Source organism: Flagellimonas yonaguniensis, assembly GCF_029193885.1.
Taxonomy (GTDB): domain Bacteria; phylum Bacteroidota; class Bacteroidia; order Flavobacteriales; family Flavobacteriaceae; genus Flagellimonas; species Flagellimonas yonaguniensis.
Genome location: NZ_JARFVB010000023.1, coordinates 1 through 25,663 on the forward strand (window position 1 = coordinate 1; position 25,663 = coordinate 25,663).

General features: G+C 42.0%; 21 protein-coding genes. 16 read left to right on the forward strand and 5 right to left on the reverse strand.

Annotated features, from left to right (window positions below; genetic code table 11):
• The first annotated feature begins 289 nt into the window (after positions 1–289).
• Positions 290–712, forward strand: coding sequence for a DUF2326 domain-containing protein (locus PY092_RS18885; protein WP_275617319.1), 423 nt, complete (start codon positions 290–292; stop codon positions 710–712).
• Positions 713–772: 60 nt separating this feature from the next.
• Here PY092_RS18885 and PY092_RS18890 read toward each other — a convergent pair whose 3' ends face one another.
• Positions 773–1,435: a JAB domain-containing protein gene (locus tag PY092_RS18890; RefSeq protein ID WP_275617299.1), complete on the reverse strand. Its 663-nt coding sequence runs from the start codon at positions 1,433–1,435 to the stop codon at positions 773–775.
• 95 nt (positions 1,436–1,530) lie between these two features.
• Positions 1,531–3,723, reverse strand: a complete 2,193-nt coding sequence (locus PY092_RS18895; protein WP_275617300.1) for a transferrin receptor-like dimerization domain-containing protein — start codon at positions 3,721–3,723, stop codon at positions 1,531–1,533.
• A 125-nt stretch (positions 3,724–3,848) separates the two neighbouring features.
• Between PY092_RS18895 and PY092_RS18900 the strand changes: the two genes are divergently transcribed.
• From PY092_RS18900 to PY092_RS18940, 9 genes are all read left to right on the forward strand, one after another.
• Positions 3,849–4,430: a YdeI/OmpD-associated family protein gene (locus PY092_RS18900; RefSeq protein WP_275617301.1), complete on the forward strand. Its 582-nt coding sequence runs from the start codon at positions 3,849–3,851 to the stop codon at positions 4,428–4,430.
• 64 nt (positions 4,431–4,494) lie between these two features.
• The gene (locus PY092_RS18905) at positions 4,495–5,772 is read left to right on the forward strand and encodes an aminotransferase class V-fold PLP-dependent enzyme (protein ID WP_275617302.1); all 1,278 of its coding nucleotides are present in this window, start codon (positions 4,495–4,497) and stop codon (positions 5,770–5,772) included.
• A 14-nt stretch (positions 5,773–5,786) separates the two neighbouring features.
• Positions 5,787–6,287, forward strand: coding sequence for a hypothetical protein (locus PY092_RS18910; protein ID WP_275617303.1), 501 nt, complete (start codon positions 5,787–5,789; stop codon positions 6,285–6,287).
• A 91-nt stretch (positions 6,288–6,378) separates the two neighbouring features.
• The gene (locus PY092_RS18915; protein WP_275617304.1) at positions 6,379–8,391 is read left to right on the forward strand and encodes a M13 family metallopeptidase; all 2,013 of its coding nucleotides are present in this window, start codon (positions 6,379–6,381) and stop codon (positions 8,389–8,391) included.
• Between the two features lie 284 nt (positions 8,392–8,675).
• Positions 8,676–10,355 carry a leucine-rich repeat domain-containing protein gene (locus PY092_RS18920; RefSeq protein WP_275617305.1) on the forward strand — a complete coding sequence of 560 codons (1,680 nt, stop codon included), beginning with the start codon at positions 8,676–8,678 and terminating at the stop codon, positions 10,353–10,355.
• A gap of 219 nt (positions 10,356–10,574) precedes the next feature.
• Positions 10,575–12,506, forward strand: a complete 1,932-nt coding sequence (locus PY092_RS18925; protein WP_275617306.1) for a hypothetical protein — start codon at positions 10,575–10,577, stop codon at positions 12,504–12,506.
• A gap of 2 nt (positions 12,507–12,508) precedes the next feature.
• Positions 12,509–13,339 (forward strand): DUF2490 domain-containing protein, encoded by an 831-nt coding sequence (locus PY092_RS18930; RefSeq protein WP_275617307.1) that lies wholly within the window; start codon positions 12,509–12,511, stop codon positions 13,337–13,339.
• 32 nt (positions 13,340–13,371) lie between these two features.
• The gene (locus PY092_RS18935; RefSeq protein WP_275617308.1) at positions 13,372–14,217 is read left to right on the forward strand and encodes an MORN repeat-containing protein; all 846 of its coding nucleotides are present in this window, start codon (positions 13,372–13,374) and stop codon (positions 14,215–14,217) included.
• Positions 14,218–14,297: 80 nt separating this feature from the next.
• Positions 14,298–14,924: a DinB family protein gene (locus PY092_RS18940; RefSeq protein ID WP_275617309.1), complete on the forward strand. Its 627-nt coding sequence runs from the start codon at positions 14,298–14,300 to the stop codon at positions 14,922–14,924.
• A 3-nt stretch (positions 14,925–14,927) separates the two neighbouring features.
• Here PY092_RS18940 and PY092_RS18945 read toward each other — a convergent pair whose 3' ends face one another.
• Positions 14,928–16,994, reverse strand: coding sequence for a helix-turn-helix domain-containing protein (locus PY092_RS18945; RefSeq protein ID WP_275617310.1), 2,067 nt, complete (start codon positions 16,992–16,994; stop codon positions 14,928–14,930).
• Positions 16,995–17,241: 247 nt separating this feature from the next.
• Between PY092_RS18945 and PY092_RS18950 the strand changes: the two genes are divergently transcribed.
• Positions 17,242–17,805: an ankyrin repeat domain-containing protein gene (locus PY092_RS18950; RefSeq protein WP_275617311.1), complete on the forward strand. Its 564-nt coding sequence runs from the start codon at positions 17,242–17,244 to the stop codon at positions 17,803–17,805.
• A gap of 20 nt (positions 17,806–17,825) precedes the next feature.
• On the forward strand, positions 17,826–18,914 hold the full coding sequence (locus PY092_RS18955) for an acyltransferase family protein (RefSeq protein ID WP_275617312.1): 1,089 nt from the start codon (positions 17,826–17,828) through the stop codon (positions 18,912–18,914).
• Positions 18,915–19,102: 188 nt separating this feature from the next.
• Here the strand turns inward: PY092_RS18955 and PY092_RS18960 are convergent, their stop codons facing one another.
• Entirely contained in the window at positions 19,103–19,651 is a 549-nt protein-coding gene (locus tag PY092_RS18960) for a dual specificity protein phosphatase family protein (RefSeq protein WP_275617313.1), read from the reverse strand.
• A 197-nt stretch (positions 19,652–19,848) separates the two neighbouring features.
• Here PY092_RS18960 and PY092_RS18965 point away from each other — a divergent pair, with 197 nt between their 5' ends.
• Positions 19,849–20,277, forward strand: coding sequence for an FKBP-type peptidyl-prolyl cis-trans isomerase (locus tag PY092_RS18965; protein WP_275617314.1), 429 nt, complete (start codon positions 19,849–19,851; stop codon positions 20,275–20,277).
• A gap of 56 nt (positions 20,278–20,333) precedes the next feature.
• Here the strand turns inward: PY092_RS18965 and PY092_RS18970 are convergent, their stop codons facing one another.
• Positions 20,334–21,785, reverse strand: a complete 1,452-nt coding sequence (locus tag PY092_RS18970) for an aminopeptidase P family protein (RefSeq protein WP_275617315.1) — start codon at positions 21,783–21,785, stop codon at positions 20,334–20,336.
• A gap of 282 nt (positions 21,786–22,067) precedes the next feature.
• On the opposite strand from PY092_RS18970, the gene PY092_RS18975 reads away from it, so the two are divergent.
• The 3 genes from PY092_RS18975 to PY092_RS18985 all read left to right on the forward strand — a co-directional run bounded on the left by PY092_RS18975 (position 22,068) and on the right by PY092_RS18985 (position 25,446).
• The gene (locus PY092_RS18975; RefSeq protein WP_275617316.1) at positions 22,068–23,432 is read left to right on the forward strand and encodes a fibronectin type III domain-containing protein; all 1,365 of its coding nucleotides are present in this window, start codon (positions 22,068–22,070) and stop codon (positions 23,430–23,432) included.
• A gap of 319 nt (positions 23,433–23,751) precedes the next feature.
• Positions 23,752–24,729 carry a hypothetical protein gene (locus tag PY092_RS18980; protein ID WP_275617317.1) on the forward strand — a complete coding sequence of 326 codons (978 nt, stop codon included), beginning with the start codon at positions 23,752–23,754 and terminating at the stop codon, positions 24,727–24,729.
• A gap of 249 nt (positions 24,730–24,978) precedes the next feature.
• Positions 24,979–25,446 (forward strand): hypothetical protein, encoded by a 468-nt coding sequence (locus PY092_RS18985; protein WP_275617318.1) that lies wholly within the window; start codon positions 24,979–24,981, stop codon positions 25,444–25,446.
• Positions 25,447–25,663: the final 217 nt, after the last annotated feature.

Sequence of the window (25,663 nt, forward strand, 5' to 3'; positions counted from 1 at the left end):
GGAGCCTGGTGGTCCAGCAACTTTATATTAAATTTGGGGAGAGGATTCCCTTGGAATTAAATCCCAATCCCTCTGGGGCTAGCCCCAGAGGGATTGATGGATCGGACAGAGTTTAATTTACAGACCCGAATCAAACACAAAAATCCTTTTTGATCTTCAAAAGGAATTAAATGAAATAAAATCAGAGTTAAATAAATTAAGTAGTGAATCAATTGATTTTCTTAGGGAGTCAGAAAGTATAATTACTGCTTTTTCTGAAAATTTCAATGCGGTTTATGATGAGATTTACATAAACAAAAATGAAACATCCCAATTATCAATAATTGGAGGAACAAAAAAACAAAGTATTTTAGAAATAGATATAACTCTTCCTGATATGTTTGGTAAAGGAAAAAATCAAGGAAGAACTCTTGTTTATGACCTATCTATTTTACTTTATAATATTATTAATACGCCCAATTTCCCACGTTTTTTAATACATGATGGTATTTTTGATGGTGTAGATAAAGCTCATTTTGTTTCTGTCTGCAAGTTTATAGAGGGAATTTCAGAACAAACTAGTAATCGTATACAATATATAACAACTCTAAATGAAGAGGGTACCCTTTCAGAAAAATTCGGAGATGGAGAAATTGCCAATCCAGAATATTTATTCAGCAAGTCAATTTTAGTTTTGTCACCGACAAATAAATTATTTGGAATGGATTTTTAATATTAAGAAGTCAAATTTTATTCGATAGCCTTATCGTTTAACCTTATTATTGAACAAATCTTAAAGTTTCCCAATCTCCTTTAAACTCAAGCCCGTCAACTCTTTAATGGTTGCATCGTCGTAGCCTTTGGCTTTCATCTTCTTTGCAATACTAATCGCCTTTTCTTTTTCGGCCCGTTTTTTCTCGGTTTCAATCTTAAATTGTTCCAGTTCTTGCTTTTCGGGGCCCATAATTTCAAACAGGCCGTTTTTTAGGAGTTCGTCCATCACCCCCTGGTCGGCAAAACTGGTGTAATGGGTTTCGGTGATTACCAAATGGTCCAATACGTCCACTTTGATCAGTTTCCCCGCTTTTAGCATGTGGTCGGTAAAGGTAATATCGGCATCGGTTACCTCGTGCGAGCCGCTGGGGTGGTTGTGCACCAAGATCAGTTTACTGGCCAGTTTGTAGATCGCCATCCGAAATACATCGGGCGGCTCGGCATTCACGCGGTTGCTGGCCCCCAGACCTATCAACTCTACAAACAAAATTTTGTTGTTGTGGTTAAGGCCCACCACCCAAAAATGCTCTTGGTTGCGGCGTATCTTGTTCTCGCGCAGCAATACCTGTTGCATGATCGCATATATGTCCGAGGAGTTGAGCACTTTGATCTTTTGTTCTTTGGTAAGCCGTACATTCATGGTCAAGTGTCTTGTAATTTGGGTCTGGGAAAGGTAATCCATGCTTTTGAGAAAAGCAAAAATGGTATTGCAGCAAAGAAAAACCGCCTCCTACGCAGTTCGCAAGAGGCGGTTGGGTTATTGTCAGAGAAATCCAGTTACTGCACTAGGCTGTTCAGTTGTTGTACCTGAGCATTAAAATTCTTGAGGGTGGTGGCCAACACCCCGATTTGTTCCTGTGCTTCTTTCCATTCCTGCTGCTCAATGGCCTCGCGCACGCCTGGAAGTGTTTTTACCCCATAGCCCGTGTAAAATCCGGGGGCGTAGATCTGGTGCTTGAACCAATCCCTACGGGGCAGTCCTTTTTCTTGCAATAATACCTGCTCCAAGCCCATCAACTTTTGGTTGAGTTGTGCCTTTTTGGCGGGGGACAGGGCAAGTACATCGGCCTTGGAAAAGGTCTCGATACTTTTCTTTAAATCCGCAATCACATTCTGTATGGGGGAAAAGTCCAAATAGGGTACTTCGTCCTTCATTTTTGCAGGTGCTACGGGTTTTTTGGGGTCCATGGTCAATTGGTAGGCATCCGCCTTTACCAGTTTGTTGTGTTTTTCCACTTTGGAGCGCATATCTTCCAAGGTTTTCATCACTTCGCCCAAATAGGTTTCAATGGTGCTGTGCCATTGGGTCAATTCAAACGGCAACACCTCGGCATTGGCCATACGTAGGGTAAGGCGTCCGGCTGTGTTGGCCAAGACCACACCATAGTCAAAACCAGGGTCCTTAAAACGGGTGTAGTGGGAGTAAGTGTCATAAATGGTGTGGTACTCCCCACCACGGCCTTCACCACCGTAGCCCAAGTTCAGCGAGGCAATGCCCGTATGCTGGATAAAGGGTGTATAATCCGAACCAGAGCCCAATGCGGATAGTGTAAAGGAGTCATCGCCCCCTCGCATAAGGTTGGCCGCCTTGCGACGCTCCGCTACGGAAACGCCTTTTTGTGGATCGGTCACCACATTGGCTACTTGGCTTACCATGGCCTGTAGCGAATGGGAGCCTCCCACGCCCAAATATCCACGGCTGTTGCCATCGGTATTGATGTAGGCCACGGCTTTTTCCTGCAGTTCCGGTAGATGGTCTTCCACCCATTCCGTGGAACCGATGAGTCCGGGTTCTTCGGCATCCCAAGCACAGTACACCAAGGTACGTTTGGGCTTGTTGCCCTTTTTGGCCAATTGCCCCACTACGCGGGCTTCTTCCATCAAGGCGACCATACCGCTCACGGGATCACTGGCACCGTGCACCCAAGCATCGTGGTGGTTCCCACGGATGATCCACTCGTCGGGGAACTCATCGCCCTCTAAGGTAGCGATCAGGTTATGGGCGGGTTTCAATTGCCAATCAAACTCCAATTTCAGGTGTACTTTGGCAGGTCCAGGCCCAATATGATAGGTAAGGGGCATCGCACCTCTCCAAGAAGCTGGGGCCACAGGGCCTTCCAAAGCTTCCAATAGCGGCTGTGCATCCTCGTAGGAAATGGGCAATACGGGTATTTTGGTAATGGTCGGCGCCTCTTCGCGGTCCAAACGCTCGGCATCCTTGGTGGCGGCATAGCCGGGCGTCAACACATCACCGGGGTAGAGTGGCATGTCCATCACGGAACCACGCTGTACGCCCGTTTTGTTCTTAAACGCCCCTTTGGGGTACACATCGCCTTGGTAGTAGCCATCATCCTCGGGATCGGAATAAATGATACAGCCAATAGCACCTTTTTCGGCAGCCAGTTTCGGTTTGATACCACGCCAAGAACCGTAGTATTTGGCAATAACGATCTTGCCTTTTACATCAATGCCCAGTTTTTCCAGTTCCTCGTAATCGCTGGGGATGCCGTAGTTCACAAAAACCAGTTCAGCCTCCACATCGCCATCGGTGGAGAAAGCGTTATAGCTGGGCAGCAATTTATCGCCCTGCGCCGTGTAGGGGTCGCCCTCGACCGCGACCGCTTCCAATTTTGCGGTGTATTGGGTGGGTGCGGTCAGTTCCAGCGAGCGCACTTTAGGGTAAGGGAACAGTACGTGGTAGGTATCGATACGGGTCTTGTACCCCCAGGATTTGAATTGCTTTTCCATCCATTTGACGTTCTTCTCGCCGTATTCGGTACCGACCCAGTGGGGTTCGGCGGCCATACGTTTCATCCATTGGTCGAGATTGTCGGAGGAAAGTTGTTTTTCGTAATCCGCTTCGAGTTGTAGTTGTGCGTCCGAAGCTTTTTCACTGAACCCAATTATTTGGTCTTGGGCCGAGACACTGATCACTCCCAAAAATAGGAGTAGAAGTAATTTATTTTTCATGGTTCTGAAATTAGCACTTAAATTTAAGGGATTGTTTAAAGGTAATGAAGCAAAAAGGGGAGGAGTCATAGTAAATTTTCAAAGAATTTGCACTTTCTTTGAGAAGTCCCTCGAAACAAAACCTCATGAACCCAAAAGTCGATTTCTTTTTTGATAAACCATCCCAATGGCAGGATGCCTATCGCGAATTGCGAAGAGTGGCATTGGACACAGGACTTACCGAAGAGTTGAAGTGGGGCAAGCCCTGCTACACCTATAACGGTAGCAATGTTTTTTTGACCCATGGTTTTAAGGAATACTGCGCAGTGTTGTTCCATAAAGGTGTTTTACTGAAGGATATAGAAGGCATATTGATTCAGCAGACGAAGAATGTGCAATCGGCACGACAGCTTCGGTTTACCCATGTGGATGAGGTCAGGGAACTTGAAAAAGTGATAAAAGCCTATATGCATGAAGCCATTGAAGTGGAAAAAGCGGGGTTGGAGGTAAAAATGAAGCAGACTTCAGAATTTGATATGCCCGACGAGCTTCAGGGCAAACTGGATGAAGACGAAGAATTCAAAACTGCCTTTTACGCCTTGACCCCAGGTCGGCAGCGTGGGTATATGCTATATGTTTCACAGGCCAAACAATCCAAAACCCGCCTATCCCGTATTGAGAAATCGATACCCAAGATTTTTGAAGGGAAGGGACATAATGAAAGGTAACCAATTAGCAATGAACAATATACCAATAACTGAACAACAAAGTAACCCAATAACCAACCAAAAAATGTCACAACGCAGAAAATTTTTAAAACAAGGAGCAGCGGCCATGATGTCGATGCCATTCATTTCTTTTGACCCCAAAAAAGACTGGTCCATCGAACCTCTAAAAACCCATGCCCCCAAAGATGAAGCGTACTGGAGTATGGTACGCAAACAGTTTCCATTGAAAGAAGGCCAGACCTACTTTAACAATGGCACCATGGGGCCAACACCCGGCTATGTGCTCGATAAAATGTTCGACCACATGATGCACTGGAATGTGGAAGCCGCTACGGTGGATTATAAAAATGGTTCAGGGCCCGAATTGTTGACAGGGTATTTCCCTTACGAGGAGCTACGCACCAAGTTGGGCAAAATAATCAATTGTGATTTCAAGGAAATCTCCTTGACCCAAAACGCCACGTTTGGTATGAACTACGTGGGTATGGGACTCAACCTAAAAGAAGGCGACGAACTGCTCAATACCAATCAGGAACATGGAGGCGGATTCGGTGCTTGGCAACTCTTGGCCAAACGCAAAGGCTGTGTGTACAAGCAGGCCACCATGCCCGAACCTGCCAATGACCCACAGGAGATCGTGGATGCCATTTTCAAGGAAGTGACACCAAAAACCAAGGTCATCGCCATTCCACATATCGTTTCGGGCTTTGGAACAGTAATGCCCGTGAAGGAAATCTGTACGGAGGCTAAAAAGCGGGGCATTTTCACGGTGTTGGACGGTGCGCAATGCGTGGGGCAAATCCCGGTGGATGTCAAGGAGATTGGGTGTGATGCCTACTATTCGAGTTTGCACAAATGGTTGCTGGCCCCTTCAGGGAGTGGGTTATTGTACATCAATAAAGATGTGGTGGGGGATATTTGGACCACCATTGCAAGCTACAATTGGGACAATCAAGATGATCATGGTTTTCGGTTGATGCAAAACGGTACTGGGAATGCTGGGCTTATGGCCGGATACGATGCTGCTGTGGATTTTTTCAATACCATAGGTCATGATGTGTGGTTGAACCGTGTGAAGGAACTGGGCCAATACTTACGTGATGGTCTTAAGGAAATGAAACACGTTACCTTTTATTCGTCCACCAACGAAGAGTTGGCTGCGGGGATTACCACCTACGGAGTGGAAGGTATGAGTGGCCCTGAACTTCAAAAATACTTGTGGGAAAAAGAGCGTTTACAGCCTCGCTCCGTAGGCAGTAAAATGATGCGGCATTCGGTTCATATTTATAATTCCAAGGAAGAAATCGATAAGGCTTTGGAGTTGGTTGCAGGTTTGGGGTAACAAATAACATAGAGATGAGATTGGTATTGGTTGGTATAATGCTGTTGATTTGTTCACTGGGTAGTGCACAACAAGGAAAAGTGTTCCAAAACGTGAATGAACTGGTAAAGGAAACTCAACGGGTCATCTCCGTTGAAAAAGGACAAGCAATCGACACCGCCTATTTCAGAACTTTGTTTTTACCAACTGCGCACTTCAGTATGGTTGGCCAAGAGGACGGAGTGTTTATGCAAGAGACCATGGGACTCGATGAATTTTTGGTAACCCTTACCGATGAATATTATTCCATGGGATATCACGAAGAAGGCATGGGTGAAATTGTGGAAGAGTACAACGGAATTGCTCAGGTAATTCAAAGTTTTGAGGGTTTGGATTCAAACAATGAAACGGGAAAAGGTGTGGGCAGTTATCAATTGGTGTATTCGGAAGGCCGTTGGTGGATTGCCAATATGGTTTGGGCCATGAGTTCCAACGACGGTAAAGATATTCCCGCAAAGTATTTAAAGAATGAGTAAATGTTCACGTGTTCCCAGTTTCTATGTTTTTTACCAAGCATCTCAAATGACATTCTATTTATAGGTATCTTGTGACAAATAAACCATCCTTATGAAATATGTTTCGTCGATAGCTTTGGCGGCTATCCTTTTAGTTTCTTGCCAACAAGAAAAAACCGAGGAAGAACCATCAAAAATCGCATTTACCGGAATCACGGAGTCCATCAAACCAGGGGACAATTTTTTTGACCACGTAAACAAATCTTGGTACGACACGGTTCAAATTGCCGATGATCAGGTGGGTGTGGGCTCGTACAGTTTTCTCAATATCCCGCAGCGACAATTGCTTCAGGATATTTTGGAGGAGGTATCGTCTGCCGAACACGAAAAGGGAACGGTTGAGCAAAAAGTGGGGGATTTCTTTGCTTCCGGAATGGATACGGCCACCATCAACCAAAGAGGATATGCGCCTGTAAAACCACTTTTGGAGGAAATCGAAGCCATTTCCAATACCGATGAGGTCATGGATTTTGTCACTGCACAAATCTCCAAAGGCAACAATTCCATCATGGGGCTTCGCGTAGCGCCGGACAATAAAAACAGTCAAATCAATATACTGCATGCCGGACAATCAGGCCTGGGACTGCCGGACCGGGATTATTATTTTAAAACGGACGCTTCCACAACGGGCATTCAAGATGCCTACAAAACGTATGTGTCGACCCTGTTTGATTTATCCGACATAGCAGATGGCGCAGCAAAAGCGGAAACCGTCTACAATATTGAAAAGCAGTTGGCCGAAGCCCACAAAACACGAATCGAAAGGCGGGACATACAGGCCAATTACAACAAATTGGCGGTAAGTGATATCACTGCGTCAAATCCAAATATAGATTGGGCAACTTTGTTGGATGCGTTGGGATTGGAAGTTGACTCCATCAATGTTCGTCAACCGGATTACTACAATACCTTGGATGTGTTGTTGGGCACGGTCCCCGTTGATGACTGGAAAACGTATTTAAAGGCCCACACACTGGAACATTATGCCAGATTTTTGAGCGTAGCTTTTGAAGACGCCCTTTTTGAGTACAACAAAGTGCTGTTGGGTCAGTCGAAACAGCAACCAAGACCACAGATCATGGCGCAGCAAGTGGACCGTAATCTGGGTTTTGCCTTGGGACAGCTCTACGTAAAGCGTTATTTTGACGAAGCCGCCAAGCAACGTGTATTGGATTTGGTAAACAATCTACAAAAAGCTTTTGAGAACAGAATGTCCCAACTGGACTGGATGAGCGATAGCACCAAGGCCAAGGCCAAGGAAAAGTTGTATGCCATTACCAAGAAAATAGGGTATCCCGATGTATGGCGCGAGTATGATGTGGATATCGAGCGTGACCAGTATTTTGAAAATGTGGTAACACTGCAAGCCAATAACTATACGTACAATGTACAATACTTGAACAAGCCACCGAATAAAGATGCTTGGGGCACTACGCCCTCTACGGTAACGGCATATTACAATCCATCGCTCAATGAGATTGTTTTTCCGGCAGGGATTTTACAGTTCCCTTATTTCGACATGGCCGCTGATGATGCCGTGAACTACGGAGGTATAGGGATGGTTATAGGCCACGAGCTTACCCACGCATTTGACGATAACGGTTCCCAGTATGATGGCGAAGGAAACTTAAAAAATTGGTGGACGGCATCTGATTTGGAGAAATTCAAGGGAAAGACCCAGCAGCTTATCGACCGTTACAGTTCTTTTACCGTATTGGACACCGTTCATTTAAAAGGTGCCATGACCATCGGCGAAAACACGGCAGATAATGGCGGGATCGCCATAGCGTACGATGCCTTTAAAATGACGGAGCAAGGTCAGGATACCGTGAAAATAGGCGGATACACTCCAGACCAACGCTTCTTTTTGTCCATTGCTCGTATTTGGAGGGTAAAAGTCCGTGATGAATTCATGCGGAACTATGTGAATACCAATTCACACTCCCCAGCAATATGGAGGGTCAATGGGCCATTGATGAACTTAACGCCTTTCTACGAAGCTTTTGATGTGCAACCGGGCGGGGAAAATTATAAACCAGAGGAAGAACGCATCAAAATTTGGTAAACCCGAAGGGTTTTCATTAAAGGAATACAAAAGCGCACCGATGGGTGCGCTTTTTTTGATTTGGACAGAGCGAATGGAAGTCAAGAGTGTATTTTATCTAAAAAACAAAACGTCTTTTTGTAAACCAATCGATTTATAAAAGAAAAATCCTACTTTTAGAAAGCACATTTAAATTATCATCAACTTCAATTCTACCATGCAGCGACCAGAACAGACTTTCTACACGGCAAACTTTCGTCGTGGAAACAATGGTGCATTGTAGACTAAACAACCCCATCCACGTCATGAAACAAGCCTTTTATGTATTGCTATTGCTCACTTTTATGGTTTCTTGTTCAGAAAGTGAAAACCCCATAGACCCCGAAATTCCGGAACCAGTACAGCAAGGGGGGCAATCTTTCAGTATTTTCAACAAGGAGATTACAGCTAAGACCCCGTCTATAGTTGGCAAGGACTATGTGCCGGCCTATGCTTTTATCAGTATTGTATCTCGGGACGGTATTCAAATATTGGACTTTGAAAAGATTGATATAATAGCTCAAGGTGAAAGTTACGTAACCGAGGAAGTGATGTTGGACCCTGGAACCTATAATTTGACGGAGTTCGTTTTAGTGGATGCTGATGATATAGTGGTTTCGCTGGTGCCAACGGCAACCTCGGCTTTGTCACAGTTTTCGGGAACATCACTGCCTTATAGGTTTACTGTTGAATCGGCGGATTCCAAAACCACAACTGTTGAAAATATTGAGGCTGATGGTTACTCATTTGTCGAATTTGGTTACGATGAAGCGGAACTTTCCTTTCCCGATCCCGAAGACTTTTTTACGTTGACTGTTGATGATTCAGAGGTTCTTACAACCAAATCAATCGCATTAAAATCGTTGACAGGCTCTACCTATACCATTGATTGGGGCGATGGTACCGTCGATGAATATGTTTCTGGTCTTAGTAACGACCAAGGAGAATATGAATTGACGCATAACTATGAAGTAAAAGGTATTTATGAAATAAAAATTTTTGGAGCCATTGAGGTTATAGAGTATTTAAATTTCGGCAACAATGAATCTGGACAAAATTATAAAAGCAATATCACTTCCGCAGAAATTGATAAGCTGATTTTACTGAAAACATGCCAGTTTTATGCAGGTGCATTGACATCATTGGACACTTCCAATAATAGTGCACTGGAAAAATTGAGTGTAGGGTATAATCAGATAACAAGTTTGAATCTTTCTAACAATGTGAATTTAAAATCCATTTGGGCGAGATATAACCAGTTGACTCAAATAGATGTCACTAATAATATTGACTTGGAGATTTTATGGGTAACCGGAAATCAAATTTCAAATCTGGATGTTTCTAATAATGAAAACTTAAAAATGCTACTGGCAAGCGAGAATAATTTAACCAGTTTGGATTTGACCAATAATTCAATTCTTGAAACTATTGATTTAAGTGATAATTCATTACCAAACATTGATGTTTCCCAAAATTTAAACTTAAATGAAATCAATGTGGGAAGAAACAACCTTACGGGAATAGACCTGTCCAAAAATACTGAATTGGAGCGTATAGATTTGTTTATCAATGCAATAGAGGCGATAGATTTGACTGCCAACCTTAAGTTGAGAGATTTATATATTGAGGGAAATTTATTAAGTGAGTTGGACCTGTCACAAAATGAGGCATTGGAAAGATTGATTATAAGGAACAATAACTTCAGCCAGATAGATATTACTCATAACCCTAATATTTTTGATCTTGAAATTGGCGGCAATCAGTTTTTGTCTCCAGAGCTGGACCAAATAATTTCTTACGTATATGATCAAGTGACTTTAAACTCAATTTCTTCTGGGCACATTAGTTTTGAAAATAACCCGGGAACGGATCTGATAGATGAAGTCACCATTGCCAAAATCAACGAATTGGAACTAGAGTATAATTGGACTTTTTTCTATAATTGATTTAAGTAAGGATCTCAAAAATGCAAAGCGCACCCATCGGTGCGCTTTTTTTGGTTTTAAATTTCAGACTTCGCTTAAAGAATACCTTGGTCAAATTGGCAATCAATGAATTTTTTATGATGAAACAGGGTAAATCCTTAAAAGCTAAGATATGTATGATCCAAAAGGTTCGTTGGTTACGTAGGTAATGATGAATATCAGCTAAACCTCGATTTTCTCATGATTCAGCCCTTTAAGAAATGGCTTCTCCCTTTATTTTTTCTACTGGTTCCGCAGCTAACAACCTTTGGTCAGGAACTGAAAACGTATGAAGGTCCACTTCAGGTGGGACCTTATCAGGGAAAAGCAGTTTATCAATACAGTATTATCGACTTGGATACCGTTTTCAATGGTGATTTTCAACTCCGCAAATCCAACTTGGAAACCTTAATGGAGAAAAAGGATTCCTCTTTTGGTTTCACAGGCTTTTTTGATCAAGGCGTGGCGAACGGCCCTTGGGAATTTCAGTTTGGGGAATTCAATACGAATAACCAGAGCCAAGTAGTGGACAATGAGTACAGGGTATTGGTCAGCGGGGTTCAGGAAATTGGAAACGGGGACTTGTCCAAGGGCAAGCCCGATGGTACATGGACCTACACCATCAACCAGATAAAGGATTCCCAAATTGAGAAAACACTGTTCAAGAGTACTGTTTCCTTTGATGAAGGTGTGCCCCAGCAAAACTTTCAAATAGAAAATGGTACGAGTGTGCTGGTAGGTAGATTGCTGAGGAACGGTATGGCACATGATGAATGGTCTTTTTATGGCACGGAGACCGTTGATGATATCGAAAATTGGTTTTTTGATGATGGATTGTTGCGAAGCGTACAAATGAAATCCAATGGGGTTTCAAAAGAGATTTCAATATTCAACACAAGCTTTCCGAATTACCAGACCATTGATTTGGATGCAGGTTTTATTGCATTGCTGGAATCGGTATTGGACTCGGAAAATGGCAAAAGCCATGTGGCCAATTTGCTTGAGCAGCATCTGGATTATTATCAAAAAATGAACGGTGTATTGGGCCACTTGGGAAATTCTGCATTTTCAGCAAATATGAAGGTCAGGGTTCCACATTACCCTTTGGACTCCCTGCAGAATAAGACTTTGGCGCAGATTGCCTCTGACTATAAAGTGGCCGCGGACTTAAGCAATGCCATTCTGGGGAATAGCCATCTTAACATCGTAAAACGTACAGACCCTGAAGCACTTTTCTATTACAATGTCACCGAAAAAATAAATAAAGAGTTTTTGAACCCTTTGGAAACCTTGGTCAGTCATATCAATTTGGATATTGTCCAGCATCAACCTATACCGGAATTATTGAACCGATTATGGCCCAATGGAAAGCCGAGCACAGCGATCAGGATTGCCAATGACAAAGGCGAAACAAGGGTGTTCAGTTTGCCCAGCTCCGGGGAATTTGAATATGGAGGGGAAGATTTACTATCCGTTGGGGCCATGGCGACCTATGCAAGGATGAGTTTGGAATATATAAAAGGTTCATTGGCATCACGCTTGACCAATGATGAGCAACTTCAAATGTTGAATGGTTTGGAAGAGGAGCTCATTGAACTCAACAACGGTTTGGAACAAGAAATGGATTCCGTTTCTGGATTTTATTCAGAATACTTAAATGCATTTGACCAACTACGGCAGTTGGCGGACAGTTCTTTAACTACTTACGCAGACATTGAAAATCCTAATGAAAAGCTGGAATATGGTCGAGGCATAAAAACATGCCTTTCTGAGTTGATCGCACTTGCCCGAACCATCAAGAGCATTCCGGCACGTCGAGAGGCAATCAAAAAAGAATACACCGATGTTGTTTGGAACCCCTTTATGGCCAATGTTATGGAAGAAGAGGTGAAAAAACGAATTGTAGGTGCATACGAAGATGTTTTGATTCCCTATTTCATTACTACGGTCTCCGAAGAAATAAACTGTAGCAATGCCGGCCAACTGAATGATCAAATGGGAAGCACCCATCAAATTATATTGGATTTACGCAATAAGGACACGAAAAAATTGGAGCGCAAACTCCGAAGGGAAAAACGTCCCGAAGTCATTTTAACATTGCTCCAAGAGCAATCAATCCTAAAAAATCAATGAGCATGAATAGTGGTAGTAGAGGCTTTTTGGTGGTTGTTTTGGTAATTGTTGGAGTTGTGGGCACTGTTTTTTCACAAGAATCGGAACCCGTGGTATTGCCTGAGACTTCGCAGTACAAAAGCCCAAAAACAAAGGTTTGGTTCAATACCTACGGAAACATTAGGATTGGAAAACGTTTCTTTTGGGATGCCCAGACCCATTTTAGGTTTGAGGAGACCAAAAGCACCCCATTCATAGGGCAGATAGGTCAGATTTACAACCGACATGCCATTGGTTACATCTTCAACAAAAAGACAAATTTCAGATTGGGTGGGGTAGTGCGCATCAATTTTAATACCGATGAAGATTCAGAAGACAGAAACGTTGTCCCTGAATGGCGAATTTGGCATCAATATCAATTTGCCATGCCGTTTTACTCCGCTATGTTGTACCATCGAATTCGGATAGAGCATCGATGGAGCCAAGGTTTTGCCGAAGACAGTGATTATATTTTCAGAAACCGGTGGAGGTATATGTTCCGTGCCAAAATACCATTGAACAACAACAAATTGAGTCCGAAAACATTATATGTTTCCCCAGAGGCGGAATTGATCATGCAAAGTGGAAAGGAAGTAGTGGGCAGCCCCATGGAAGACCTTCGATTGACCACGACTGTTGGGTACATTCTCACGCCCCGATTGACAGTTGCAGCGGGTGCTTTGTATTCCCAAGGACAAGAGCGTTCCAATCCTGGATATTTCCATCAAGGTTGGACGCTACGTTTCCACATGTACTATTCGCCCGACTTCAGGAAGGTCAAAAATAAGTTGCCCGACGTCCATTTGACCGATTGATTCGTATCTAGTAGTGAACCAAGCAATTACTCATGAAAATAAAAAAATACGCTCCCTTTGTTCTTTTGGTCTTTTCAATCGTAGGAACACTGTTCTTTTTTTCCAAATCGATTCAGCTTCAGAAGGATTTTGCCCAACTTAAGGAAGAGAATGAAATCATTTCAGAAAAGATAAATGCCTATGATCGATTGACGAAAATCGACTCGCTATTGTTGCAGGGCGAATATGATACGGCCATAGCATCGTATAATGCGTCCATGAATCCAAAGGAGGAAAACAACAGGATTATCCCGTTGCGTATTGCATTGGCGGAAAAGCTACGGAATACCAATTCCAGTGTGTTCATTGTCCAAGACAGTACAATTGAATCGCAGGATACCCTCTCCGCTTCCAATTGGGACGAAGATGAGGCTGTTAGAAAATACGACTCCCTTAGTTTCTCTTTAAAAAAGGCCAAAGTTCAACTGGGGCGTTTAAAAAAACAACTCCAACAAAAGTCCTTTGGGGAATATCTGACTTTTGAGAGCAAGAAAGGAAATCAATTGCACTACATCGGTCAAGTCAAAGGTGGTAAGGCCCATGGTTTTGGAGTCGCTCTATTGGATACCGGCAGCAGGTACGAAGGCGAGTGGCAGAACAACCAGCGACATGGGGAAGGTACTTTTTATTGGCCTGATGGCGAATACTACGTGGGCAATTACAAGAATGATAAGCGTAGTGGATTTGGAAGCTATTATTGGCCCAATGGAGAAAAATATACCGGCGAGTGGAAGGCGGATAAGCGAAGCGGAACAGGAAAATTTTACGATACTGAAGGCGATGTGGTCGCTGGAGGTGAGTGGGACGATGACAAACTGGTAGAGGTCAACGAAAAATAAAGTTGCCTTGGCCGCAATTTTTCAATTCGATTTATTTTTTCGGGGTATCTTTAATGGAGAATCCACCTAAAACATACGAAATGAATCGAAGGTTGTTGTTAAGTTTAATAGGTCTTGGTCCATTGGCCCTGATCTCATCCAAAATCCCGAATCCAGACAATGCTTTAATCCTGAACATGATTAAGCGATGGAGACAGTCCAAGGCATACACTTTGGCCGTTTTGGAAGCCATGCCCGCTGAACAATTGGAATATGCACCTTCTGATGTTCAAATGAGTTTTGCCCAGCATTTGATGCATTTGGGTTTGGTGAACAATTTTTACTTCGGAATTTTGACGGATGTCAAGACCTATGCAACTGTACAAGACCTTTTACAAGCTGATTTTCTAATTCCTCGTCCCGATCCCATTAATTTGTTTCAACCTGATTCCTTGCAAGAAAGAGATTCCTTGCATAATCAGGAATTGGTTCAAAAGTATGTTTCGGAAACATTTGACTATGTATTATCCTGTTTGGAAACGATGAACGATTCCATGTTGACACAAGGTAAGGAGAAGGAAAAGCCTGGGTTTTTGGCCGCCCATGGTAATTTGGACCTTATTTTACGGGGAGATAGCCATACTGCGCATCACAGAGGACAAGCTGTTGGTTATCTACGATTGAATGGTATTCGACCACCGGGGTACACCAAGTACCATGAATTTTAGTTGTCAGAGCAATCCTTTTTCTTCCAGAGTTTCCTCCAATCGATCATGGTTCTCCCAAAAGCGGTCTTCTATTTTTTGGATGACCGCATCGTAGCCCGGATAGGATTTTAGGGAACCCAATGCAGGGTCCATGGTCATGAACAAGATCATCCAATACATAAAATGGTTTTTGGTCGAAAATTTTTCGTATTCTTCAATGGCTTCTTCATACTTGCCTTCATAGGCATATAGTACTGCCATACTAGCAGGTTGGTAGATGGACTGGTCGTTTTCACAATATTCGGCATACGATGCAATAAGATGGTCCGCTTCTTCCTGATGTCCCATTTTTTCGTAGGTGTACCCGATTTTGATATCTTCTTGTGGATATATTCCCAATCCTTGCGATTTTCTAATGTCGTTGAAGGGTTTGTAGTAATGGTAAGCGCTATCGAATTCTCTTTGAAAATAATGCAATTTGGCTACTTCCTGTAAAATGTCGAGTCGGGTGGTATCCTTTCTCAATTCCCGTTTTAAACTGTTCAATGTCTGTTTGATGTCCTTGTTTTTGGCATATCGGATATAAGCTTTCAAATAGGGAGCGTAATAATTTTCGGGATTGATTTCAAGTGACTTGTCGATATACAACAAGGCTTCATCCGTAAACCCGGATTGAACAAGCGCATTACTAAGGTGGAGATAGGTATAGCTTTGCGTAATATTGTTCTCTGCCACATCCAATTGAATGCCCTTTAGGGCATATTCCAAATATTTTCCGGTATTGGGGAGGGCATTAGCGTAAATGGAGGATAACATATTTACCACCGCCGAAGAATTGGGGTTGTATTCCAAAGCTTTTTCCAAATGTGGGATTGCTAACCTATAATCCCCGATGTGCATATAATACAAGGCTTTTGCTATCAAACTTTCGGTCAATTTGGAATCGTGGAGCAAGGCTTTGTCCGCGTAGTTGTTGATGGTTTCCGTATACTGTTTTTCCTTTTTGAAGAGGTCAAGATAATAATAGGCAATGGCCAAATCAGCATAGACCAAGGCAAATTGTGGATCTTCTTCAATGGCTTTTTCAAATAATGGGATGGCTTCCAACATTCCTTCAACGGTTTCTCGATTAAAAGGTTCTTGGGCCTGGAGATAGTAATCGTAGGCCATTAGGTTGTCCGTTGGCTTTTTATCAATTTGTTCCAGTTCGGATGCGGTGACCTTTGCCTCGATGGCATCGGCGATTTTTTTGGCCACTTCATTCTGTAACGCAAAAATATCGACCACTTCATGGGTATATTGTTGCCCCCAAATAGGGGTATCCGTTGCGGCATCAATCAATTGAATATGGAGCAATACTTGGTCTCCCACTTTTTGGCCACTTCCCTCTACAATGTAATTTACACCCAATTCGGAAGCTATCTCACCAATATTCTTGTCGGAATGCCGGTATTTTTCCACCGAAGTACGACTGATGACCCGTAAATCTTCAATTTTTTGTAGGTTGCCCAAGGATGCTTCCATCAACCCATTCACAAAATATAGGTTGGTGGAATCGCTGCTCTCATTTTTAAACGGAAGTACGGCAATGGACTTTTCCAAGCTCGTTTTTTGTGCAACTATATCGGCAGAAGGAAGGGAGGAGGGCTTCAATAGATAAGCAATGCCACTGATAAGTAGAATGGCCAAAGCCATGATCGCCCACTTGTATTTTCTAAGAAAAGATGTCGATGTTTCTTCCTTATCCGCTTCAAGGTCCGGTTTGCCAACTTCTCCGGGTGGGTAACCGTACTGTTCCCGAAAACATTTGATAAAATAGGAAGCGCTACCAAAACCCACTTGATACGAAACCTCTGAAACTGTTTGGTCGGAATCTTGCAGCAATTCCATGGCTTGTTCCAACCGTATCTTCCGAATAAACTGACTGGCCGATAAGCCTGTTTGCTTTTTGCACTTGCGTAACAAACTTGAACGGCTCATGTGCATGGCATTGGCCAATTCGGAAACCCCAAAGTGCTCATCGCTCAAATGTTCAAGGATAATGGCTTCAGCTTGTTCGGTAAATTTCTGCCCTTTTGGTTTGTCCAGCATAATGATTTACAGGTTGTTGGTCCCCATCAGTTTCAACAAAGATAATCGATTCCCAAACACGACAAAATGCAAGGTTTGCCGCATAATTTATATCGCTGAAGCATAATTTTCATCGTCCGAGCAGGACTTATATACTTCGCAGCATAGGTCATTAGTGCTGCATCACGTTTTGGGGAACCTTTGTAATGTAAAATTTATTGTTCAACACTTAAAACGAAAAGTCATGAAAAATTTTAAAAACAATTCAATGAAACATCTAACCTATGCACTGCTTATTCTAATGGTAAGCTTATCCGCCTGCGGGCAAAAACAGTCAGAATCCGATAAGGAAGTTATAGCCAAAACAGAAGTCAAGGCACCGGATATGGCCCTTTCTGCTGCAGTGGTCACTGGAAACTATGATGTGGTAAAGCAACACATCGAAGCAGGTACGGATCTTAATGAGAAAGACCCTTTGAGTGGCTCAACACCTTTGATTACCGCAGTAACTTTTGATAAAAAGGACATTGCACAAGCCTTGATAGATGCAGGAGCCGATTTGTCCATTAAGAATAATGATGGTTCCACGGCACTGCATGTGGCCGCTTTCTTCTGTAAAGTGGAGGCCGTTCAAATGCTGATGGATGCCGGTGCGGACAAGAATGTGAAAAACAACTACGGTGCGACCCCGCGCGAAACTGTTGTGGGACCTTTTGCCGAGGTAAAACCCATCTACGAAATGATGCAACAGCAATTGGGACCCATTGGCCTGCAATTGGACTTGGAAGAAGTTGAAGAGACCCGTCCCACCATTGCCGTAATGCTACAATAATACATCAAAAAACGACAGTCATGAAAATAACACGTAGACACGATATCGATTGGTTAAGGGTAATTACCATTGCCTTGCTATTGATCTATCATATTGCCATTATTTTTCAGCCTTGGGCCATGTTCGTGGGCTTTGTACGAAGTGAACAACCACTTGAAGGATTGTGGACCCCGATGAGCATGCTCAATGTATGGCGTATTCCCATCTTATTTTTTGTATCGGGCATGGGGCTCTTTTTCGCCATGCGCAAGCGCAATTGGAAACAATTGATAGGGGAGCGGGCCAGACGTATTTTGTTGCCCTTGTTATTTGGAATAGTGGCCATTGCACCCTTGCACATGTTCATCTTTCAAAAGTTCTATAAACTGCCATTAGGGTATTATCCACACATGGGGCATCTATGGTTTTTGGGAAATATTTTTGTCTACGTGTTACTGTTTTTACCAATCTTTTACTTGTTGAAACATAGAGAAGGTGGGAGGTTCAAACAAATTTTGAACAAAGTAATGTCCAATCCGGTTGGACCTTTGTTGATCTCCCTCTTTTTTATGTTGGAAGCCATTCTGGTAAAACCCCAGATCTATTCTTTGTACGCCGAAACATGGCACGGTTTCTTTTTAGGCGGATTGGCGTTCTTTTTTGGGTATCTGTTTGTTTACAGCGGAGAAAGCTTCTGGAATACGGTTAAAAAATGGCGATGGGGCTATTTGACACTGGCCTTGGGATTGTATGCACTTCGCTATATTGAGTTTGCGCTCGAGGCGCCAGGGTACCTGATGGCTTTGGAATCCAATTGCTGGATTTTTGGGGTCTTTGGACTTGGATATCGGTACTTGAACAAGCCCAGTAGGTTACTGGGCTATTTAAGCCAAGCGGCCTATCCGGTCTATATCATCCATATGTTCGTGATGTATTTGGGCGGATTGTTGATCTTACCCTTAAAGATTCATCCATCTTTACAGTTTGTTGGTATAATCGTATTCACTTTTGCCGTGTGCTATTTGTTGTATGAGTTCCTCATCCGAAGGGTTTGGTTTATACGCCCCCTATTTGGTTTGAAGGGAAAACAAAAGAAAAGCATTGAAAAAGCCTTATTGGTTAGCGAGTAGTAAATTACGGTCGAGGATAATCTTTCAAGTGGGGAATGTCCATCGGCCGTTTTTATTAAGGGAAGGAAATTGAATGGAAAAACCCTTGATGTTTTTGAGGAAAAGGCGAAAAACCATAAAAACTTACTGGTCTCGGGAATGGGATATGTGGAAAATTTACTTATTGAAAAATAAACGGGGAGTATTGCCTATTGTCTTAGATCTAATTCCGACTGTATCTCGGCAACATTCAGGTTATTTAATAATTCGATAAGGTTCCCATACCAATTTTCGTGATAGCCAAATTCTGGCTGTCTAAATTCGGCAATGGCATCTTCTTTGGACCAGTTTTCAAAAACTATTCTATAAGCAGCTACTATGGCACCCGTGCGGTCCGAGCCGTGCCAACAATGTACAAGTACCGGCTTTTCAGAAGTGTTGATAATGTCGAGTGCATGGATCAGATCATCCTTGTCCATTTCTTTTGCCTTTAATTTTAGTTGTTGTAAATCCAAATCCAAACCAGTGGCCTTTTTATTGTCGTTTTTTCCACGTCGCAGGTTTAGAACGGATTTTACTCCTATGGCATCCAATTCCAAAAAGCCTTTTCGGCTCGGTTGTTCTGATCTATAAAGACCATCTGAAATTTTATAAAGGCGTTTGAAATTTCGGGACTCTATTTTTAGGGCTTCATTTTTTTGGGCATACCCAATAACCACAAAAAAGAGAATGAAAAGTACGTTTACAAACTGTTTCATTGGTAAAACAATCGATTTAATGGGGTACATCAAGTTCTATGCAAAGGTACGAACGATTGTTGTGTTCTCGTCGCTATGGAAATATAAATGAGCATATAAAAATGGAATTTAGGAAACCAATGTGCAACTCCTTCGTTTAACCATTTTATACCCTGTATATTTGCAACGTTTTGATTTTAAAACTATAAACGAAAATTATGAGTACAGTAAAAGAGAATGACACTGTAAAGGTGCACTACACAGGTAAATTGGCCAATGGACAGGTTTTTGACAGTTCGTTGGAGCGCGAACCTATGGAAGTGGCCTTGGGTCAGGGTCAACTTATACCAGGTTTTGAAAAAGGACTTATTGATATGGCCGTGAACGAAAAGAAAACCATTACCATCGACAAGAAGGATGCGTATGGAGAGGTCAACGAGTCGCTTTTTCAAAAGATATCCAAATCCCAACTGCCTGAAGATATCAAGCCAGAAGTGGGTATGGGCTTGGTAGGTTCCAATGCTCAGGGACAGCAACAGCAGTTTAGAGTGGCCAAAGTAGAGGAGAACGATATCATATTGGATGCCAACCACCCGTTGGCCGGCCAAGATTTGGTATTCGACCTTGAAGTGGTAGAGATACTATAAATTATCCCAATTATTGAATAGAACTGCCAACCGTTAAAAGTTGGCAGTTTTTTTTATCACTTTTTTAAAGGTAAATCATCTGGCTCACGAAATTCCATGATTCCTTTTTCCTTAATGGTCTTTTCCACATCTTCCCAGGACGAAGGCACAAAAGCACTCATGTTTTCCACACCATCTTCGGTAACCAATGCCACATCTTCGATTCTGATATAGAGCCGTTCTTCTGGAATCCAGATCATGGGGTCTATCGTAAACACCATCCCGGGTTGTAAAGGAACCCTACGCACATTTCCAACATCGTGTACCGCCATACCCACAGGATGCTGAAAGTGACCCCTGAATTTGACACCTTCTTGTACAGCTTTTAGATAATGTGGTTTGGCGAATGTCTTTCCTTCTAAATAAGCCGCCATATCCGCAGCAGCTCTGTCCAGTACATCATCCGAAGTGACCCCGGGTTTGATGTATTTGAAAAGTGCATCCCTGTAGGCTTCGATATAATTGTACAATTCCTTTTGGGCAGGGTCGAACTTACCGTTCACGGGCCATATTCTCGTTACATCACTGGTGTAATAGCGGTAGTCCGGTGCGTAATCCATCAACACCAAATCCCCGGACTTGAGCACATCCGTTTTATGGAAATAATGCCCCATGAAGGCGTTGGTGCCCCCTCCGATAATCGATGCATACCCATCGCCACGGGAGCCGTTCACATGAAAAATATACTTGGCAACGGCATCCAGCTGATATTCATAAACTCCTGCTGCTGTGGATTTCATGGCTTCAATGATAGCAAGGCCGGCAATTTGCGTGGCTTTTCGGATGAGGGCAATTTCCTCTTTGCTTTTGATCAACCGCATCCCATCCAAAATAGGGGACAGGTCGTTGATTTTGAACTGTGGGAACTGTGATTGCAGCTGTTGCACAAATAGAGCTTCCCGGGTTGGCGAAGCATCCCACGGGTCGGCTGTGGCACGGGCCTGTCCGTACAAGAGTTCGTCCCTGCTGTCGTTTCCGGTTTCTGCGGGGGCCAAGGGTGTATAGAGCAAAGGAGTGTCGGATTTAATCAGTCCGGTACGAAGGAGGTCGGCGGATAAGAATTCGTATCCTTTCACATTGTCCACACCAGTAAGTTCCTTGACGAGTGTTTCGTCTTCGGCGGACAATATTTTGCCTTGCCCTCTTTCACGGCCTTCATCCCTGTGCGGTAAATAAAGCGTGGTTTGCCTGTTTTTCCCGTTCAGTAGGAGGTAGGCATGGTCCGTTTCCAGACCTGTGAGGTAGTAAAAGGTATTGGTTTGCCTAAAAACACTGAAACCGGGCACACCGCTTGCCCCTTGAACCAAGGCGATGGCGTTGTCGCCAATGGCATTGAATATCGTATTTCTACGTTCGGTAAAGTTTTCAACGGAAAAATCGGTTTGGTAATGATGGGAGGTTTGGGCTTGTAGCGGGTTGAGGCATAATCCGAGTAATAGGAGCAAATACCCTGCAGGTATGTTTTTCATACAAATAAAAGGTTTGAGTTGGTTGGTACTTTGATTCCCCCAATTTACGCAATTCGTTGGAAGGTGTTGCAGTCTCGGTATCAGGTTTTTACAGAATGTTTCTTTGGCTTTTCAGACGAAGAAAAGCTTTGCCTTCTTGAACTTCAAGAGGTAAACGGCGCTAATTTTGACCAACTGCTAGTTTTTCTCGTTCAATAGCAGTCTGTTAGTAAATATTTACAGCATTAAAGTCTTAATTTGAAACTTTATAAAAATAGCTAAACACTTTACCGATCAAAACCAATGAATTCAAAAAATCCACTATTCAAATTTACCATCCTATTTATTGCTTTACTTACCATTTTTTCATGTACATCAGAGGGTGTGGAGTCCGAAGAACCCGTAACCAAGGGATTTGCTGTTGTAAACACCTTGCCAGTGGGAATAGATCATAATTCAGGGACCATGGCAAATGCTGGAGGTAAAATTGTCAGTTCCGATAGTCCAATCACAAACAGGGGTGTTTGTTGGAGTACCGGGCCCAATCCGACCATAAATGACAGTAAAACTGAGGACGGTACGGGAATCGGGGAGTTTTTGAGTGATATGACTGGACTCGAGCCCAATACAAGGTATTATTTTAGGGCCTATGCCACAAATTCAGCAGGTACCAGTTATGGTGGTGAGATCGATTTTTTCACTTCCAAAATATACAGAGGGGATGTATATCTACCTTCACAGGAGAATGTTGATAATTTTGGGGCAGAGGATTACCTTATCGTAGTCGGCAACCTAAACATTGGAAAAGAAGGAGGCAGTGATATTACAAATTTAAGAGCTTTGTCCAATTTAAATCAAGTTGGAGGAGACCTCAATATAGGTGGGTATGTAAGTGGTTATGGAGTATTGGAAAACCCATTGCTGGAAAGTTTGGAGGGATTGGGTTATCTGGCCAGTGTGGACACTTATTATCTAAATGATTATATACCCAAGGACCTATCTATAGGGTATTGTCCAAAGTTGGAAAACTTGGATGAGCTGAATTTGTTCATATTTGAAGGGGATATTACCATAGAATATAATGATGGATTGCAAAATATTGACGGACTGGCACGTATTACTAAAGCAGAAGCCATTCACATACGAAACAACGCCTCTTTGACCAATTTGGATGGATTGTCTAATATTGAGAATATTACCTATATCCAATTGTCCCGTAACCCGGTACTATCTGATATTGGTGGAATACAAATTTCCAATGTGGTTTTAGGGGGGCTGATGATTTCAGAAAATGATATTTTAGCGGATTTATCCGTTTTTTCGGATATCACAGCCATAAGTTATGATCTAGATATAACGGATAGTCCTGCGATAGTGGACCTAACCCCATTTAGTAAGCTGACCCATATTGGCAGGATGTTGCACATTACCAATACAGGGGTAACGAATTTAGATGCTTTTGCTTCATTGGAAGTTGTAGGAGGATCTTATGAAACTTATAGTGAGCCGGAGTTGAAAATCAATGACAACGATAAATTGGTCAATGTGTGTGGCTTACTAAACCTTTTTGAAACGGATTTTCCTGGAGAATACCAGATATATAGAAATGCCTTGCGATCAAACGTTACCAAAGAGGAAATTTTGGATGGCGATTGTGCTGAAGAATAAAATTCTTTGATTTTCCATAAAATATAGTTGACAGATGTCTTACGACGAAAGAATGTTTATATCAAATAGCATAGCTATACGCAATTTACTTATGGTCATTGAGTGTTCTATAATGTTCTCGCGTTATGTAACTTGAGCTTTGGTAAAAGCGAAAGTTTGGAGTGCACTTCCTGAAAAATTTCTTCTAAAAACTTTTTTAAAAAAATATAATGGAACACTTATTTATCAAGCCTGCGAAGTAGGGGGAGGAAATGTGTGTGGAATGGTATGATACTATAAAAAATCCTTTTACGTTAATATTTTACTTACTAATAAGATTATGAAAAAACTATTAGGCTTGTGTTTCCTTGCCTTAATGTGCTCCTGCTCATCGCACAATGAGGTTATTGTACCCATTAGTGATTATAGGAATCAATTAATGTTTGGTAAAGTGAAGAGTTACACTTATTATGAATATGAATCCTTAAAAAATGAGGAAGGTATGTACGTTCCTGATACCAGTAGTAAAATGAATATTAGCGCTATTGGCATAAAGTTTAGTCCTTATATGAGAGATATTTCAATTGGAATAGGGTATAAAGGATTTATAAATTCTAAAGGTAATCTGACTAAAGAATATATTTATGCAACTGGGGAATCCCCAACTTTTTTGTGCTCTTATAAATATGAAAATAATAATCTATCAGAACTATTAACCTACAAATTGCCAGATAGTATCGATGCAAAAAAATACTGGCTAAACAAATATTCTAATGGTGTTTTAAAATCACGAAATCATTATACGAAAATGGACGGTGGTGATGATAAAAAGGATACAATGATTTTGGTTTTATCATCTAAGTTATTTTACGACAAACTGGGTTTACTATCAAATGAGGATGAGTCAGAAAATAAATATATAGCAGCAATTTATTACGCCAGAAACTACTTAAATAATATCAATGAATATGAAAACAAGAAATTTTCCTATAAAAACGATGTTGATGAGCAAGGTTATAAAAGAATAAGGCAATACCTTGTAAATAACAATGTGGAAGGTAGTGAACTTTACAAGACTAAAACTTTTCATTCAAATGGAAACCTCAAAAGCGAAAGATATTACGAAAATAATTGGGAATTTATAAGAGAATATAACGAACAAGGATATAGCATTTTTGAAAAAAATAGATACCCAACATATTTTCTTTACGATAACTTCGATATTTATGGTAATTGGCAAGACGTTAAAATTGTCAGAATAATAAATGGAGACACAATACCTTATTCATTTGGAAAAAGAAAAATTAGCTATTATTAAATTTCTTTATGTTTTCGGCCTAAGAGAATTTTGGTTAAAACAATAGGTGAGGGTGGTGGCCAGAAGAAAATGCGGGCCGGCGTCGGGGTGAATTTGTGGCTAGGCACACGCGAGAAAAAGTGATTATTCAGTGAATGATTGCTTTTTTCGGCGAGGGAGTAGTGGAGCATTGCCGCCAACTCGCCATCTGGCTCCTTCACTAAAAAGGTCTACCAGACCTTTTCTTTACGTTCGGTCCTGTGTGAGGGCGTGAAACGCCCAAGTAGCGAAGCTACAAGGCACAAAGGGCGCGTGGAAGCATATTTTCTTCTTGATTTCCTGCCTGCCGGCAGGCAGGTTTGTTTCTTTTTTATCAAGAAAAAAGAAAAGACTTTAGATAAACCATTACGAAATATAAACATGGAGGAACTTATTGAATTAGAAGAAAGATTTCAACCACATCTTTTAAACAATGATTACACTTTTATAGGTCCAGCAAATATGGATTTATTTGAAGGTTTTGCAAGAAATGTTAATATTTTAGCCCCAGTTGTGGCACCAGCACGTACAATACATCATGCATTGTCTCATAGACAATCTGTTCGTAGGGTATTACTAAATCTACCTCCCGGAACAGATTTAAGAATATATGTTGTTATTAGAAAAAATGATACGATTTTAGTTCATGCTACTATTGAGGATTACTGCGAAAGGTTCGGTATTGATTTTGATATTTAACCGATAATTCTATAGAGTCTACGAGCAAGTGCTTAGAAATTTAAGCTTCGCTAAATTTTAAGCTTTTGCGACAAGTTGACGAGATTTTCCGAGACTGTAAACTGAACTCTGTCTGAAAAAGATTAGAAGTATTAATTTTATTCAGACAGTACCATGACAAAGAAAGAACAGACAGAATTTGAAAAGAAGGTGCTCGAGCAGTTCATGTCGGGCAAGA